Source organism: Shewanella sediminis HAW-EB3, assembly GCF_000018025.1.
GTDB classification, from domain to species: Bacteria; Pseudomonadota; Gammaproteobacteria; order Enterobacterales; family Shewanellaceae; genus Shewanella; species Shewanella sediminis.
Window position 1 is genome coordinate 3,864,356 of record NC_009831.1, and the last position, 17,592, is coordinate 3,881,947.

The window sequence follows — 17,592 nt, forward strand, 5'->3', positions numbered from 1 at the left end:
CACACACATAGAGTACAAGTGTAAGCTCAAATCAATCTAAAGGGAAAATATTAAGTCCCAGGTGATTGTGTTGAACACTAAGGTCAGGTAGTCTGCTCAACCATTAGTCAAAAAACACCCTACAAATAACGACAAACAGGGAACTCCTGCAGGGTTACCCGGTCATAAAGTCGTATTTAGTCCCAGTAGATTATTAACGGAATAGCGCTGAACCGATGGCAGAGCAAGCTCGAAAAAATATGAGTCCGGAAAATTCAAATCCGGATAAACGTACGCAAAGCGCGACCGAGACTCGGCACCGCAATGCCACCACAACGCCTGAAATGCGTCGGTTCATCCAAGAATCCGACCTTTCAGTCACGCAACTTTCCAAGGTGTTGAACATAGGTGAAGCCACGGTACGTAAGTGGCGCAAACGTGACTCTGTCGAAAATACGCCAAATACGCCCCACCATCTCAATACAACGTTGACCCCCCTTCAGGAATACGTGGTTGTAGGCTTGAGGTATCAGCTTAAGATGCCACTCGATAAACTCCTTCGGGTAACGCAAAATTTTATTAACCCCAATGTTTCTCGCTCCGGGTTAGCAAGATGCCTTAAACGTTACGGCGTATCACGGGTGAGTGATATAGAGAGCCCTCACGTACCCGAGCGATACTTCAATCAACTGCCCATCATTCAAGGCAGTGATGTTCAAACTTATACTCTTCACTTCGAAACGCTAGCCGAGACATTGGCAATGCCGAGTCCCGATGGCGATAACGTGGTTCAGGTAGTGTCTCTCACTATCCCTCCTCAGTTAACCGAAGAGCAACCAAGTTCAATACTGCTTGGCATCGACCCGAGCAGCGACTGGATCTATTTAGACATATACCAAGATGGCAACACCCAAGCCACGAATCGATACATCGCCTATGTGCTTAAGCATGGGCCGTTTCATCTGCGTAAGTTGCTCGTTCGCAACTACCACACCTTTTTACAGCGCTTCCCCGGTGCCAGACTCAATACTGGTACCACACATAAAAGCGCGGCAACTAACAACAAGACGCCTGAAAACCAGGCACCCAGCGGAGACTCATAATGAGCCAGACCTCTAAACCTTCAAAGAAGCCTTTAGCGAGTGACAAGAAGACAGTAAAAGTGGATAAGTCCTCAGCGAAAACAGCTGAGCCACAGCAGGACTCACAAGCTGACTCACGTCTTAATAAACGTCTTAAAGATATGCCTATCGCGATTGTCGGTATGGCGAGTATCTTTGCGAACTCTCGTTACCTCAATAAGTTCTGGGACTTGATCAGTGAAAAAATCGATGCGATCACCGAATTGCCATCGACTCACTGGCAACCGGAAGAGTATTACGACGCTAACAAGAGCACGCCGGATAAGAGTTACTGTAAGCGTGGTGGTTTCTTGCCTGGTGTTGATTTCAACCCAATGGAATTTGGCCTACCGCCAAATATCCTGGAGTTGACTGATAGCTCGCAGCTACTCTCTTTGATTGTTGCTAAAGAAGTTCTGGCCGATGCACATCTGCCTGAAGGTTACGACAGAGATAAGATTGGTATCACACTGGGTGTGGGCGGTGGTCAGAAGATCAGCCACAGCTTAACAGCCCGTCTGCAATACCCGGTACTTAAGAAGGTATTCGCGAACAGCGGCATCAGCGACGAAGATAGCGCGATGCTGATCAAGAAGTTCCAGGACCAATATGTTCATTGGGAAGAGAACTCGTTCCCGGGATCTCTGGGCAATGTTATCTCTGGTCGTATCGCTAACCGTTTCGATTTTGGTGGCATGAACTGTGTCGTCGATGCAGCCTGTGCAGGTTCCCTCGCCGCAATGCGTATGGCACTGACAGAGCTGACAGAAGGCCGCTCTGAGATGATGATCACCGGTGGTGTCTGTACCGATAACTCACCGTCTATGTACATGAGCTTTTCGAAGACGCCCGCATTTACTACTAACGAAACCATTCAGCCATTCGACATCGACTCGAAAGGCATGATGATCGGTGAAGGTATCGGCATGGTAGCGCTAAAGCGCCTCGAAGATGCCGAGCGCGATGGTGACCGAATCTACTCGGTAATTAAAGGTGTCGGTTCATCATCAGATGGCAAGTTTAAATCTATCTATGCACCACGCCCGGAAGGTCAGGCTAAAGCCCTAAGACGCGCCTATGACGATGCAGGTTTCGAGCCTCATACTCTGGGTCTTATCGAAGCTCACGGTACAGGTACCGCAGCGGGTGATGCAGCTGAATTTGCAGGCCTTTGCTCAGTTTTTGCCGATGGCAACGACACTAAGCAACACATTGCATTGGGTTCTGTTAAATCTCAAATTGGTCACACTAAGTCAACTGCAGGTACTGCAGGTTTGATTAAGGCTGCCCTTGCACTGCATCATAAAGTGTTGCCGGCAACGATTAACATCAGCCAGCCAAGCCCTAAGCTTGAAATTGAAAAATCACCATTTTACCTAAACACTGAGACACGCCCTTGGCTGCCACGTGTTGACGGCACGCCTCGCCGTGCAGGTATCAGCTCATTTGGTTTCGGTGGTACTAACTTCCACTTCGTACTGGAAGAGTACAACAAAGAGCACAGCCGCACAGATGCTGAGAAAGCGAAATACCGTCAGCGTCAAGTTGCCCAAAGCTTCCTGGTGAGCGCAGCATCAAAAGATGCGCTAATTACAGAGCTAAACGCACTCGCGACAGCGGCTGCAAGCAGCGAGTTCATCATTGCTAACGCAGCGAAAGACTACAGCCTACGAGAACTTGATTCAAAATCTGCGCGTATCGGCTTAGTGGCTAACACTAGCGAAGAGCTGGCGACACAGATCAAACAAGCAATTGCAAAACTAACCAGCAGCACCGACGATGCTTGGCAACAACCTGGTGGCACTAGCTACCGAGCTAATGCTATTGAAGGAAAGGTTGCCGCACTATTTGCTGGCCAAGGTTCACAGTACCTCAACATGGGTCGCGATCTTGCCTGTTACTACCCAGAGATGCGTCAGCAGTTTGTAGCCGCTGATAAAGTCTTTGCTGAAAATGACAAGACCCCGCTTTCACAGACGCTTTATCCAAAGCCTGTTTTCAACAGAGATGATGTTAAAGCACAAGAAGCGGTACTGACTAACACTGCCAATGCACAAAGTGCTATCGGCGCCATCTCTATGGGCCAATATGAGCTGTTCACCGCCGCTGGGTTTAATGCCGATATGGTTGCAGGTCACAGCTTTGGTGAACTGAGTGCCCTTTGTGCATCTGGCGCAATTTCAACTGAAGACTACTACAAACTAGCGTTTGCCCGTGGCGATGCCATGGCGACGAAAGCGCCAGCTAAAGATGGCGTAGAAGCCGATGCCGGTGCCATGTTCGCTATCATCACCAAAGACGCTAAAGATCTTGAAGCTGTTGAAGCGACTATCGCTAAGTTCGATGGCGTAAAAGTAGCTAACTACAATGCACCGACTCAGTCTGTCATTGCGGGTCCTACAGCCTCTACTGCTGATGCAGCTAAAGCACTCAGCGAGCTTGGTTACAAGGCAATCAACCTGCCGGTATCAGGTGCCTTCCACACAGAACTGGTTGGTCACGCTCAAGCACCATTTGCTAAAGCGATTGATGCCGCTAAATTCACTAAGCCAAGCCGCGCGCTGTATTCAAACGCAACGGGCGAGCTTTACGATAACACCGCCGCTAAGATTAAGGCTTCGTTCAAGAAGCATATGCTTCAATCGGTACGCTTTACCGCTGAACTTGAAGCTATGTATGACGCTGGAGCACGTGTTTTTGTTGAGTTTGGTCCTAAGAACATACTCCAAAAGCTGGTTCAGGGAACACTTGCTGATAAGGCTGGCCCAAATAAAACGGGAATAGTCGCCATCTCTATCAACCCAAGCCCTAAAGGTGATAGCGACCTACAGCTTAAGCAAGCTGCGATACAGCTAGCGGTTGCCGGTATCAAGCTCGATAATATCGACCCATACCAAGCCGATATCGCCGCCCCAGAGAAGAAGTCGCCAATGAGCATCTCGCTTAACGCCGTAAACCATATCAGCAAGGCCACTCGCGCTAAGATGGCCAAATCTCTCGAAACTGGCACAGTCACCAGCTCTACTATCGTAGAAGAAAAGGTCATTGAGAAAGTAGTTGAAGTAGAGAAAGTGGTAGAAGTTGAGAAGATCGTAGAAGTTGAAAAAGTTGTCGAAAGAATTGTAGAAGTCCCAACAGTTATAGAGAGTCAAGTAGTGTCTCAAAACGCACCTGTTTTAAATAAAGAGCCATCAGCGGTTCTTAGCAATAAGCCATCAGCGGCTGTTAGCAATGACGCGCTAACTAATTTCTTTGCAGCGCAGCAGCAAGCAGCAGAACTTCATCAGCAGTTCCTGGAGATCCCGCAGCAATACGGTGAGACCTTCACGACCTTAATGACTGAACAAACCAAGTTAGCTGGAAACGGCATCGCAATACCAGAAAGCCTACAACGCTCTATGGAGCAGTTCCACCAGCTTCAGGCACAGACACTACAGAGCCACACTCAGTTCCTTGAGATGCAAGCCGGCAGCAACACTGCAGCGCTAAGTATGCTAACGGGCACTCCAACTCAAATACTCTCTCAGCCACAAGCTAAAACAGTTAAACCAGTAGCCCCAGTACAAACAGCTATTGCTCAGCCTGCACCAGTTCAAGTTGCTGCTCCAGCACCTGTTGCACAGGTTCAAGTGGCTCCAGTTCAAGTGGCTAAGCCAGTACAGACCGTTAGCCATCAAGCAGCTCCAGCTCCAGTACAAGTAACTCCAGTTGCTGTAGCTCCTGCAGCTCAAGCAGAAACAGCCCTGAGCGCGACTCTTTCTTCAGAGACAGCCCTGAGCGCACAAAGAGTTCAAGCAACCATGCTTGAAGTGGTTGCCGAGAAAACCGGTTACCCAACAGAGATGCTAGAGCTTGAGATGGATATGGAAGCCGATCTTGGTATCGACTCTATCAAGCGTGTTGAAATTCTAGGAACAGTTCAAGATGAGCTGCCAGGCCTGCCTGAGCTAAGCCCTGAAGATCTAGCCGAGTGTAGAACACTGGGCGAAATCGTTTCGTACATGAATAGCAAGTTGCCTAATACAAGTGCCGCCGCAACTCCTGTTGCTACTGCCGCTTCTGCTGAGACAGCCTTGAGCGCGCAAACAGCCCTGAGCGCACAAAGAGTTCAAGCAACCATGATGTCAGTGGTCGCCGAGAAAACAGGCTACCCTACTGAGATGTTAGAGCTTGAGATGGATATGGAGGCGGACCTTGGTATCGACTCTATTAAGCGTGTTGAAATTTTAGGAACCGTTCAAGATGAGCTTCCAGGCCTGCCTGAGCTAAGCCCGGAAGATCTAGCCGAGTGTCGTACACTGGGTGAAATCGTTGCTTATATGAATAGTAAACTTCCTTCAGGAAGTTCAACTGCTCAAGCAACAAGCGCCGCAGGCTCTTTACCTTCACAAGCCGCTGAAGGCTCACTCTCTACTGGTCTTAGCGCAGAGAAAGTTCAAAGCACCATGATGTCAGTGGTAGCCGAGAAAACCGGTTACCCAACTGAGATGCTAGAGCTTGAGATGGATATGGAGGCTGACCTTGGTATCGATTCTATCAAGCGCGTTGAGATCTTGGGTACGGTTCAAGATGAGCTTCCAGGTCTTCCTGAGCTAAACCCTGAAGATCTAGCCGAGTGTCGTACACTGGGTGAAATCGTTGCTTATATGAATAGTAAACTTCCTTCAGGAAGTTCAACTGCTCAAGCAACAAGCGCCGCAGGCTCTTTACCTTCACAAGCCGCTGAAGGCTCACTCTCTACTGGTCTTAGCGCAGAGAAAGTTCAAAGCACCATGATGTCAGTGGTAGCCGAGAAAACTGGCTACCCAACTGAGATGCTAGAACTTAGCATGGATATGGAAGCTGACCTTGGTATCGACTCTATCAAGCGTGTTGAAATTCTAGGAACCGTTCAAGATGAGCTTCCAGGCCTGCCTGAGCTAAACCCTGAAGACTTGGCTGAGTGTCGTACACTGGGTGAAATCGTTACCTACATGAACTCTCAACTGGCTGAGGGCTCTAAGCTTCCAGCTGAAGGGACTAATACAAGTGCCGCTGCAGCTCCTGTTGCTACTGCCGCTTCTGCTGAGACAGCCTTGAGCGCGCAAACAGCCTTGAGCTCAACTCTTTCTGCCGAGAAGGTCCAAGTGACTATGATGTCAGTGGTTGCCGATAAGACGGGTTACCCAACTGAGATGCTAGAACTTAGCATGGATATGGAAGCAGACCTTGGTATCGACTCTATCAAGCGTGTAGAAATCCTGGGTACGGTTCAAGATGAGCTTCCAGGCCTTCCAGAGCTAAACCCTGAAGATCTTGCTGAGTGTCGTACACTGGGTGAAATCGTTTCGTACATGAACTCTAAACTTCCTGCGACGAATAGCGCTGCGGCGGCTCCTAATATTAGTGCCGCTGAGGGCTCGATCTCTGCAACTCTTTCTGCAGAAAAAGTTCAAGGCACCATGATGTCAGTGGTTGCCGAGAAGACCGGTTACCCAACAGAGATGCTAGAACTTAGCATGGATATGGAAGCAGACCTTGGTATCGACTCTATCAAACGTGTTGAAATTCTGGGTACTGTTCAAGATGAGCTTCCAGGCCTTCCTGAGCTAAACCCAGAAGATCTTGCCGAGTGTCGTACACTGGGCGAAATCGTGAGCTATATGAACAGCAAACTGACTAATGCAGGTGCCGCAGCTGGCGCTGCTGTATCTGGTGCCGTTAAGTCAGTAGCAGACACAATTACCTCTTCTCTTGAGCTTCCTCCTCACAGCGAGGTAGCGCTAAAAAAGCTTAATGCGGCGGATCAAATCAATGACTGTTTCGCCGCAGACGCAACCCTAGTGATCACCGATGATGGTCATAACGCAGGCGTATTAGCAGAGAAACTAACAAAGCAAGGCCTTAAAGTAGCCGTAGTACGTCTACCTAAGGGCGCAGCTCAATCACCGCTAAGCAGTGATGTAGCAAGCTTCCAAGCCGACAACCTTGATGAGTCAGGTATCAATGGTGTTATTGCTCAAATCGAGCAGCAACTGGGCCATATTGGTGGATTTATTCACCTGCAACCTGATGCTGATACCAGCAACGTCAGTGATGCCGTTAACCTAAGCAATGACAGCTTCACTCACGTTAGCCAAGCGTTCCTTTGGGCGAAGCTGCTACAGCCAAAACTTACAACTGCAAGTGAAAAGCGCCGCAGCTTTATCACCGTCAGTCGTATCGATGGTGGTTTTGGTTACTTAGACACTAAGCAGCTACAAGATGCTGAGCTAAACCAAGCAGCACTTGCGGGTTTAACTAAGACACTGAGCCATGAGTGGCCAACTGTCTTCTGCCGCGCTCTGGATATTGCTACAAACTTAGATGCAACCCACCTTGCTGATGCAGTCACTAACGAGTTGTTCGATAGTAATGCACAATTGCCAGAGGTCGGTTTATCACTCGATGCTAAGGGTAACGTTTCACGTACTACCTTAATAGCAGGCGAAGCGAGCAGTAAACATGCGGCATCATCACTTGATAGTGCAGATAAAATACTGGTGACCGGGGGAGCGAAAGGGGTAACCTTCGAATGTGCCCTTGCAGTGGCCAAGCGTACAAAGTCTCACTTTATCCTTGCAGGCCGTAGCGAGCTACTCGCTATCCCAACATGGGCTGAAAACAAACAGATTAGCGAGCTAAAACCCGCAGCGATTGCGCATATTATCTCTACAGGTAATAAGCCGACCCCTAAGCAGGTTGAATCATTAGTCTGGACTGTTAAGAGTTCTATCGAGATCAATACAGCCCTTGAAGCATTTGCCCAAGTTGGCGCAAGTGCTGAGTATGTCAGCATGGATGTGACCGATACAGCCGCTATCACAGCAGCATTAAAAGGTCGCTCACATGAGATCACTGGCCTTATCCACGGTGCAGGCGTACTTGCCGATAAGCATATTCAAGATAAGACAGTTGAAGAGTTAGGTCGCGTGTACGGCACTAAGGTTAATGGTCTTAAAGCCCTGCTTGCAGCACTTGATTCAAGCAAGGTGAAACTACTGGCGATGTTCTCATCTGCTGCTGGTTTCTACGGCAACACAGGTCAGAGCGATTATGCTATGTCGAACGACATCCTAAACAAGGCGGCGCTGCAGTTCACTGCCCGTAATCCACAGGCTAAGGTGATGAGCTTTAACTGGGGTCCTTGGGATGGCGGTATGGTTACCGACGCACTTAAGAAAATGTTTACCGACCGCGGCGTGTACGTTATCCCGTTAAAGGCAGGGGCTGAGCTATTTGCTACGCAACTACTGAGCGAGACAGGCGTACAGCTGCTTATCGGGACTTCGATGCAAGGTGGCGACGACAATAGTAAAAACGCTGAAGGCTCTGCTACAGGAAACGCTTCTGTAAAAAAGCTTAATGCGGGTGAGGTGCACAACGCACTGATCCCGCAGGGTCTTGCGACCAAGGGCCCGCTAGCACCTGTCTCTTTGATTAGAGCCTTAAACCCTAATGCGATGGTCTTTATCCAAGACCACCGCATTAGCGGTAACCCTGTGCTCCCCACTGTCTGTGCAATTCAGTGGATGCGCGAGGCGGCGAGCGAGATGCTTGGCACTCAAGTTAAAGTCCTCGACTACAAGCTGCTCAAGGGGATCATCTTCGACAGCAGTGATGTTCAAGAGATGACGCTGGAGTTGACGCCTAGTGGTAACGACCAAATGAATGCTTTAATCAGCAGTCAAGGTCGCCCGCAGTATAAAGCGACTTTAGTCAGTGCTGAGGGTGACGTTGATGCAGCATCAAAATCGTTTACCGAACTCGGTGAAGCCGTGACGGATGCCGCTGAGCTCTATAGCAACGGAACCCTATTCCACGGGCCACGTTTGCAGGGTATAAAGCAGGTGTTTAAGTTTGATAACAAAGGCCTATTAGCCAGTTGCCAACTACCAAGGGTGAGTGATTCTGATTGCGGCCAGTTTGTTGCGACGCAGCATATTGGTGGCAGCCAGCCATTTGCAGAAGATCTGCTACTTCAAGCGATGCTTGTATGGGCAAGACTTAAATACGGTGCAGCTAGCTTACCATCGGCTATCGGTGAGTTTATCTCAAATAAGCCGCTGGCATTTGGTGATAAGGCAGTGCTAGAGCTAGAGGTCATTAAGACCAGCGCTCGCTCACTTGAGGCTAATGTCGCGCTTTACCATGAAAATGGTGAGCTTAGCGCGATGATGAAAGGGGCGAAAGTCACTATCAGCAAGAACCTCAATAGCGCTTTCTTAAACGAAAGCGCTAAAGGAGAGCAAGCCTAATGGTCAAGCCGACACCCCCTGTTAATTCAGCAGCGAGCGTCAGTGATCAAGTTATCAAGAGTGAGATGCCACTGCGCATCGCACTCTTGGTGCTTCCTGCGCCACTAAATTTAAGCATGAGTTTAACTGCCGATACGCCTGAGATGGCTAAGCAGCTATCTGTGCTATTACCAGATCTGCATAGCGCTAAATTGCTAGAAACCACTGAACTTGTCTCTATCAAGGTCGATGATTTTGAAGCTAACTTAACAGCGACTATCGAGTCGATTGAGCAAGGTAAGATAGTGCAGATCTCAACAGAGACCAGCTCACTGTTGATGATGCATTCACTAAAAGCGGCGCAAAATAGAATTCACCCCCACGCGCAACTTGCAGCGATGCAGATGCAGTCAGCAAGCACAGCTCTTGTAGAAAAGTCGCTTACAGACACCTGTATGCATAAGGCATTAAGCCAAGCAAAGCGCAAGTCTGACAGTGTCAGCAAGCGCTTCGATCTGCCACAGCTTAATAGCACTGAGCAGTTTGATGCCGTGTGTACGTTAATCAAAGATCTTGCCTCTCGTACACACCATAGAGATGCAGCATCGATGGGTCCTAAGCAAGCCACTAGCCACTACTGGTTTACCGATCACCATCAAGCACGTGTGGTGGCGATTAACCTAACGAATAGCATCAAAGATCAGAGCGACAGTGCCCACAGCGCAGATAAGAGCTGCATCAGCTTTATTGTCTCCCAAGGCACAGGCTTTATCGCACCAAAATCGATTATCGATACTAAGCGATTGCAGTTTGTTGTTTGTGCAGACAACCAAGCTGGACTGCTCGCCGAGCTTACAAAGATAAAATCGAAACTCACTACAGAGCCTGGTTTACTGCTAACACAGATGCGCGATAACCTCGTCTCATATGAGAAGAGTCACAGTGATACAGCTGGCATCAGCAGGTACGCCATTACTCTACAGGCAAGTTCAATTGAAGCTATGCTTCAGGAGATCACGGCCATGGGTGAAACACTGCCAAATGTAATGAGTGATAATAGCCTAACTCACTCATCTCAATATCGCACACCCGCAGGCAGCTATTTTACTGCTGAGCCTTTAGGCGGAGCAGATCAAAGTGGTCTTGCATTTGTCTACCCTGGTGTCGGAACTGTCTATAGCGATATGTTTAGTCAGCTACACAGATACTTTCCATCACTCTATTCACAGCTCGAACGTGAAGGTGATCTAAAGTCTATGTTTCAAGCCGATGCTATCTATCACTTAGATCCTAAAGTGACCCCAGCGATGCAGCTTGGCGATCTCGCTATTGCAGGTGTGGGTAGCAGCTACCTACTGACTCAGTTGTTAGTGAAACAGTTTAATATCACGCCAAACTTTGCCTTAGGTTACTCTATGGGTGAGGCATCGATGTGGGCAAGTCTTGGTGTGTGGAACGCTCCCCACGCCTTGATAGAGAAGACGAAAACCGATCCACTATTTACCAGCGCCATTTCGGGTAAGCTCACTGCAGTACGCAAAGCGTGGCAGTTAACCAATAGTGATGCCGATATTGTCTGGAATAGCTTTGTCGTTCGCTCACCAGCCGCGTCGATTAAAGCGCTACTCCCAGAGTTCCCCCACGCCTACCTTGCCATTGTTCAGGGTGATACCTGCGTGATTGCAGGCTGTGAGACTCAGTGCCGTGAGCTATTAGCACAGATGAAAAAGCGCGGTATTGCAGCGAACCGAGTCACGGCCATGCATACCACTCCAGCGATGGAGGAGCACGGCAATGTTGAGCAGTTCTACAATCAACCGCTTGAAGAGACGCTGCCAAATGATATCAAATTTATCAGTGCAGCTTCAGGTGAGAGCACAGTATCAAATGCTAATGGTGGTCTCGACAGTCAAGTTGTTGCCCGCTCAATCGCCGATACTTTCTGCAACACCTTAGACTTCACAGCACTGGTTCACAGTGCTCAGAAGCAAGGCGTTAAGCTATTTGTCGAGCTAGGTGCAGATAGACAAAACTGTACGCTCATCGACAAGATCGCTAAACAAGATCGCCAATGTGGCGGCGAGTCGACAGACTTTCCTTGCTGCACAGTGCCCGTCAATGCAAAGGGCGGTGATGATATCACTACCCTGCTTAAAGCATTAGGCCAACTTATTAGTCATCGAGTTCCACTCACAGCTCAGCCACTTATTGAGGGATTAAATCGTGAAATCGCGCTTTCTCAACTGCAGAAAACAACGACCACGAAGCAGCTCAAGAGTGAACCTATGTCGAATCTAACATTACAAGGGGAAGTTTAATGTCTTCTTCAGACAAACAGGCCGCTAAGCAGAGCAAAATTGCTATAGTCGGTCTTGCTACGCTCTACCCTGATGCTAAGGCTCCCGGTGAGTTTTGGCAGAACGTGCTCGATAAACGAGATTCACGTACCACCTTAACCAATGAAAAACTCGGTGCAAACAGCGCAGATTACCAAGGTGTTCAGGGGCAATCAGACCGCTTTTACTGTGATAAAGGCGGCTATATTGAGAACTTCAGCTTCGATGCTAGCGGCTATCAACTGCCAACTGAGAGCTTAACCGGATTAGATGACAGCTTCCTATGGGCGCTAGACACCAGCCGTAAAGCTCTGATTGATGCGGGAATTACCTTAGGTAGTTCATCGCTTGAGCGTACGGGTATCATCATGGGTGCCCTATCGTTCCCAACGACTCGTTCGAACGATCTGTTTCTGCCTATCTACCACAGTGCTGTTGAAAAAGCCCTGCAAGATAAGCTGGGAAGTCGCGCTTTCAAGCTAAATCCAACCAATGCCCATACCGTGCGCAGTCAAAGCGAAACGGCTTTAGATAACGCAAATGGTGCTATTGCCCACAACGCCTCAAAGATAGTTGCTGACGCATTAGGCCTAGGCGGTGCACAACTGAGTTTAGATGCAGCCTGTGCAAGCTCAGTCTACTCGCTAAAACTTGCCTGTGATTACCTGAGTGCAGGCAAAGCCGACGTGATGCTAGCGGGCGCGGTCTCTGGTGCCGATCCTTTCTTTATCAACATGGGTTTCTCCATCTTCCACGCTTACCCCGATCATGGTGTATCGGTACCATTTGATAGCGACAGTAAAGGTCTGTTCGCCGGTGAAGGTGCGGGTGTATTAGTGCTAAAGCGTCTTGAAGATGCCGAGCGCGATAATGATAAGATCTACGCCGTTGTCAGTGGTGTAGGCCTATCTAACGATGGTAAGGGGCAGTTTGTGCTTAGCCCTAATCCAAAGGGTCAGGTAAAAGCGTTCGAACGTGCTTATGCCGCCAGTGATATCGAGCCTAAAGATGTCGAAGTGATTGAGTGTCACGCAACGGGTACGCCGCTGGGTGACAAGATTGAACTCACCTCGATGGAGACCTTCTTCGAAGATAAGTTAGCAGGTAGCAAAGCGCCGTTGATCGGCTCAGCTAAGTCTAACTTAGGCCATCTGCTGACCGCCGCTGGCATGCCGGGGATCATGAAGATGATCTTCGCCATGAAAGAGGGAGCACTGCCGCCAAGTATTAATATTAGCGATGCAATATCTTCGCCCAACAACCTATTTGGCACAGGAACGTTACCTAACCAGGTACAACCTTGGCCAGCAAAAGCGGGTAACGATAAGCACCATGCTGGTGTGTCGGTCTTTGGCTTTGGCGGGTGTAACGCACACCTTCTATTAGAGTCATACTCGACTCAACAAGCCCCTAGCCAACAAACCGCGAGCACGCAGCCGCTGCAAGCAGTTAAGCCTGATGCGATGAAGATAAGCGGTCTTGCCTCTCACTTTGGTCCTCTTAATAGCATCAACCAGCTAAATGATGCTATTACATCAAACACAGATGGCTTTATCTCGCTACCTAAGAAACGCTGGAAAGGGTTAGAGAAACATCAAGAGTTGCTAGCTGAATTTGGCCTTGCAGCTGCGCCCAAGGGTGCCTATGTCGACAGTTTCGACTTAGACTTCCTGCGCTTCAAGCTGCCGCCCAATGAAGATGATCGCCTTATCTCACAGCAGCTAATGCTGATGAAGGTCACCGATGAAGCAATTCGTGACGCCAAGTTAAAGCCAGGGCAAAAAGTTGCAGTACTGGTTGCTATGGAAACTGAGCTTGAACTTCACCAGTTCCGCGGCCGTGTTAACCTGCACACTCAACTTGAGCAGAGCCTATCGGCACTAGGCGTCACCTTAACGGGTGATGAGTACCAAGCATTAGAAGCTATCACAATGGATAGCGTTCTCGATGCGGCTAAGCTCAACCAGTACACCAGCTTTATCGGCAACATCATGGCCTCTCGAATCGCCTCACTATGGGATTTCAATGGTCCGGCATTTACCATCTCTGCCGCCGAGCAGTCGGTAAGCCGCTGTATCGATGTCGCGCAGAATATGATGACCAGCGAAGCCCTGGATGCTGTGGTTATCGCAGCAGTTGATCTCTCTGGAAGTTTTGAGCAGGTGATACTGAAAAACAGTGTCGAGCCCGTATCTATCGATGCGAGTGCTGCCCAAAACAGTGGCAGCTGGAATGTCGGTGAAGGAGCTGGAGCTGTTGTACTTGTACCTGATGACGCTAACTCAGCGAAATCATACGGCAGCCTTGATGCACTAGCCTTTGGCAGAGTGACAGAAGTAAATCTAGTTGCTGATAACTTGCTGACCCAAGCAGGTGTCGATATCAACACCGTTAAGGTCGTTGAAACGAGTATCGCCCCTGGCAGTATCTCTTCTGAGCCTGTAAGTAAGCTATTCCCAAATGCTATTAGCACCAGTGCAGATAGCCGTGTGGGTCACAGCTTTGCTGCTGCTGGAATGGCTGGCTTACTTCATGGCCTGCTTAGTCTATCAATTCAGAATCAGTCTCAGCAAAAAGCAGGCGCTGCAATCGTTGCTAATAGCAGTGAAAATCAAGTCTCGCAGCTATTAATCAGCCAAAGCCCAACTGAAAACAGCGCGCTTAGTGCTCGTTTAAGCAGTGAGCTTAAATCAGATGCTAAGCACCAGCTACTGAAGCAGGTCACCTTAGGTGGTCGTGATATCTATCAACATATCGTCGATACACCACTTGCAAGCCTAGCCGCTATTCAGGGCAAACTTGCTCAAGGCAGCGCTTCAACAGTTGTGAAGCAGCAGAAGCCACTAATAATGCGCCCAGCTCAAACTAAAGAGCAAAAACAAGCGCAAGCAATACCTGTTAGCCCTACTCCAGTATTAGGTACACCTATGAAAAACAAGACAATAGACGTTTCAGCAGGCGATATGGCTGCATTTGCACAAAACCAGCAGCTGACTCAAGAGGCTCATCAGGCATTCCTGAAGAGCCGTTCAGCCGGTATGAAAGTGGCCGACGCTCTGCTTAAGCAGCAGCTAGCACAAGTGACAGGACAAGAGCCGGTAACTAGCACAGCGATCCCTGCGCCTGTTTCATATGAAAATACATTGAGCACACAACCAGCGCCTGCCGCGGTTCTTGGCTCTTTACCCCAAGGGAAGGAGCTGAAGCCAGATCACGCTAACGTACCACCATACATTGCGCCAACGCCTGAGCTTAAGCCATGTATCTGGAACTATGCCGATCTTGTTGAGTACGCTGAGGGTGATATCGCTAACGTATTCGGTTCGGATTACGCCATTATCGACAGCTACTCACGTCGCGTACGTCTACCGACCACAGATTACCTGTTGGTATCGCGCGTCACTAAACTCGATGCCACCATGAACGAGTTCAAACCTTGTTCTATGACCACAGAATATGATATTCCGCTAGATGCGCCTTACCTGGTTGATGGCCAGATCCCATGGGCAGTAGCGGTTGAATCGGGTCAGTGTGACTTGATGCTCATTAGCTACCTTGGTATCGATTTTGAGAACAAGGGCGACCGCGTTTACCGTCTGCTTGATTGTACGCTTACTTTCCTGGGCGATCTGCCACGTGGCGGCGATACCCTGAGATACGATATTAAGATCAACAACTACGCCCGTAACGGCGAGACCCTATTGTTCTTCTTCTCTTACGAGTGTTTCGTTGGCGATACCATGATCCTTAAGATGGATGGTGGTTGTGCAGGCTTCTTCACCGATGAAGAGCTTGCCGACGGTAAAGGGGTTATCCGCACCGAAGATGAGATTAAAGCACGTAACTTAGTGGTGAAGAAGACCTTCAACCCGCTATTAGATTGCCCTAAATCCAGCTTCAGCTACGGCGATATCCATAAGCTATTGACTGCCGATATCGAAGGCTGTTTTGGCGCCACTCACGCAGGCCCTGCACAACCATCACTATGTTTTGCATCAGAGAAGTTCCTGATGATTGAGCAGGTGAGTAAGGTTGAGCGCAACGGCGGCACCTGGGGACTTGGTCTAATCGAAGGCCATAAGCAACTCGAACCCGATCACTGGTACTTCCCATGTCATTTCCAGGGTGACCAGGTGATGGCAGGCTCGCTAATGGCTGAAGGTTGTGGTCAGTTGCTACAGTTCTTTATGCTGCACTTAGGTATGCACACTCAAACTAAGAACGGCCGTTTCCAGCCTCTTGAGAATGCATCACAGCAGGTTCGTTGTCGCGGACAGGTTCTGCCACAATCGGGCACCCTAACCTACCGTATGGAAGTGACTGAGATTGGCTTTAGCCCACGTCCATATGCTAAGGCAAACATCGATATCATCCTAAATGGTAAGCCAGTAGTGGACTTCCAAAACTTAGGTGTGATGATCCGTGAGGAAGATGAGTGTACTCGTTATCCACTTCTTACTGCAGAGAGCAGCGCACCTGCGGCTTCTATAGAGAGTGAGCCTTCAGCGGCACTTAGCCAAAAGACTTATCAACCAGCCTCAGCTAACGCGCCACTCATGGCACAAATTCCGGATCTGACTAAAGCGCCAAACAAGGGCGTTATCCCAATTTCACACGTTGAGGCGCCAATCACGCCAGATTACCCGAACCGTGTACCAGATACCGTGCCATTTACGCCGTATCACATGTTTGAGTTTGCGACCGGTAACATCGAAAACTGTTTCGGCCCTGAGTTCTCAATCTACCGCGGCATGATCCCACCACGTACACCTTGTGGCGATCTGCAGGTGACGACTCGTGTTATCGAAGTAAACGGTAAGCGTGGCGACTTTAAGAAGCCATCTTCATGTATCGCCGAATATGAAGTGCCAACGGATGCCTGGTACTTAGATAAAAACAGCCACCAAGCGGTAATGCCTTACTCTATCTTGATGGAGATTTCACTACAGCCAAACGGTTTCATCTCTGGTTACATGGGTACAACCCTTGGCTTCCCGGGGCTTGAACTCTTCTTCCGTAACTTAGATGGTAGTGGTGAGCTTCTGCGTGAAGTCGACCTTCGCGGCAAAACAATCCGCAACGACTCACGCCTTCTATCGACCGTTATGGCAGGTACCAACATCATCCAGAGCTTTAGCTTCGAGCTAAGCACAGATGGCGAGCCCTTCTATCGCGGTACTGCGGTATTTGGTTACTTCAAGGGTGATGCACTAAAAGATCAGCTTGGCCTTGATAATGGTAAGGTCACTCAGCCTTGGCATGTCGCTAAAGGTATTGCGGCAGATACAAAGGTTAACCTACTCGACAAGAGCGGTCGTCACTTTAATGCGCCTGCAAGTCAGCCACACTACCGCCTAGCCGGTGGACAGCTGAACTTTATCGACTCTGTAGAAATAGTCGATAACGGCGGCACCGAAGGTCTTGGTTACCTCTACGCTGAGCGCACCATCGACCCAAGTGATTGGTTCTTCCAGTTCCACTTCCACCAGGACCCTGTTATGCCAGGCTCTCTGGGTGTTGAAGCGATTATCGAAACCATGCAGACTTACGCCATCAGTAAAGATCTTGGCGCTGGATTTAAAAATCCAAAGTTTGGTCAGATCCTATCGAACATCAAGTGGAAGTATCGCGGTCAGATCAACCCACTGAACAAGCAGATGTCTATGGATGTCAGCATCACCTCAGTTAAAGATGTTGATGGTAAGAAGGTAATCACAGGTAATGCGAGCCTAAGTAAAGATGGCCTGCGTATCTACGAAGTGTTTGATATCGCAATATCCATCGAAGAGGCTTAATGAATCTGAGTTATTGACTGGCTATTTTACTCAATTTCTGTGTCAAAAGTGCTCACCTATAGTCATAGGCTGCGCGCTTTTTTCGGGAAATTGAGCAAAAGTATCT

4 protein-coding genes are annotated in these 17,592 nt (G+C 49.0%); all 4 read left to right on the plus strand.

The genetic code is table 11. The features are described 5' to 3' along the window. The first annotated feature begins 215 nt into the window (after positions 1 to 215). From SSED_RS16760 to pfaC, 4 genes are read left to right on the plus strand one after another with little or no spacing between them, the layout of a single operon-like run. Positions 216 to 1,082, plus strand: a complete 867-nt coding sequence (locus SSED_RS16760; protein WP_012143535.1) for a helix-turn-helix domain-containing protein — start codon at positions 216 to 218, stop codon at positions 1,080 to 1,082. After that, on the plus strand, positions 1,082 to 9,376 hold the full coding sequence (locus tag SSED_RS16765) for a type I polyketide synthase (RefSeq protein ID WP_012143536.1): 8,295 nt from the start codon (positions 1,082 to 1,084) through the stop codon (positions 9,374 to 9,376). Before SSED_RS16760 ends, SSED_RS16765 begins: the two co-directional genes overlap by 1 nt. Further along, on the plus strand, positions 9,376 to 11,673 hold the full coding sequence (locus tag SSED_RS16770) for a PfaB family protein (protein ID WP_012143537.1): 2,298 nt from the start codon (positions 9,376 to 9,378) through the stop codon (positions 11,671 to 11,673). The genes SSED_RS16765 and SSED_RS16770 overlap by 1 nt, the downstream gene beginning before the upstream one ends. Continuing rightward, the gene (gene pfaC, locus SSED_RS16775) at positions 11,673 to 17,486 is read left to right on the plus strand and encodes an eicosapentaenoate synthase subunit PfaC (protein WP_012143538.1); all 5,814 of its coding nucleotides are present in this window, start codon (positions 11,673 to 11,675) and stop codon (positions 17,484 to 17,486) included. The genes SSED_RS16770 and pfaC overlap by 1 nt, the downstream gene beginning before the upstream one ends. The last annotated feature ends 106 nt before the right edge of the window (positions 17,487 to 17,592 follow it).

Bases quoted from the DNA above. Each gene is read 5' to 3' on its own strand.
- SSED_RS16760 (WP_012143535.1), top strand. From the start codon at position 216: ATGGCAGAGCAAGCTCGAAAAAATATGAGTCCGGAAAATTCAAATCCG.
- SSED_RS16765 (WP_012143536.1), top strand. From the start codon at position 1,082: ATGAGCCAGACCTCTAAACCTTCAAAGAAGCCTTTAGCGAGTGACAAG.
- SSED_RS16770 (WP_012143537.1), top strand. From the start codon at position 9,376: ATGGTCAAGCCGACACCCCCTGTTAATTCAGCAGCGAGCGTCAGTGAT.
- pfaC (WP_012143538.1), top strand. From the start codon at position 11,673: ATGTCTTCTTCAGACAAACAGGCCGCTAAGCAGAGCAAAATTGCTATA.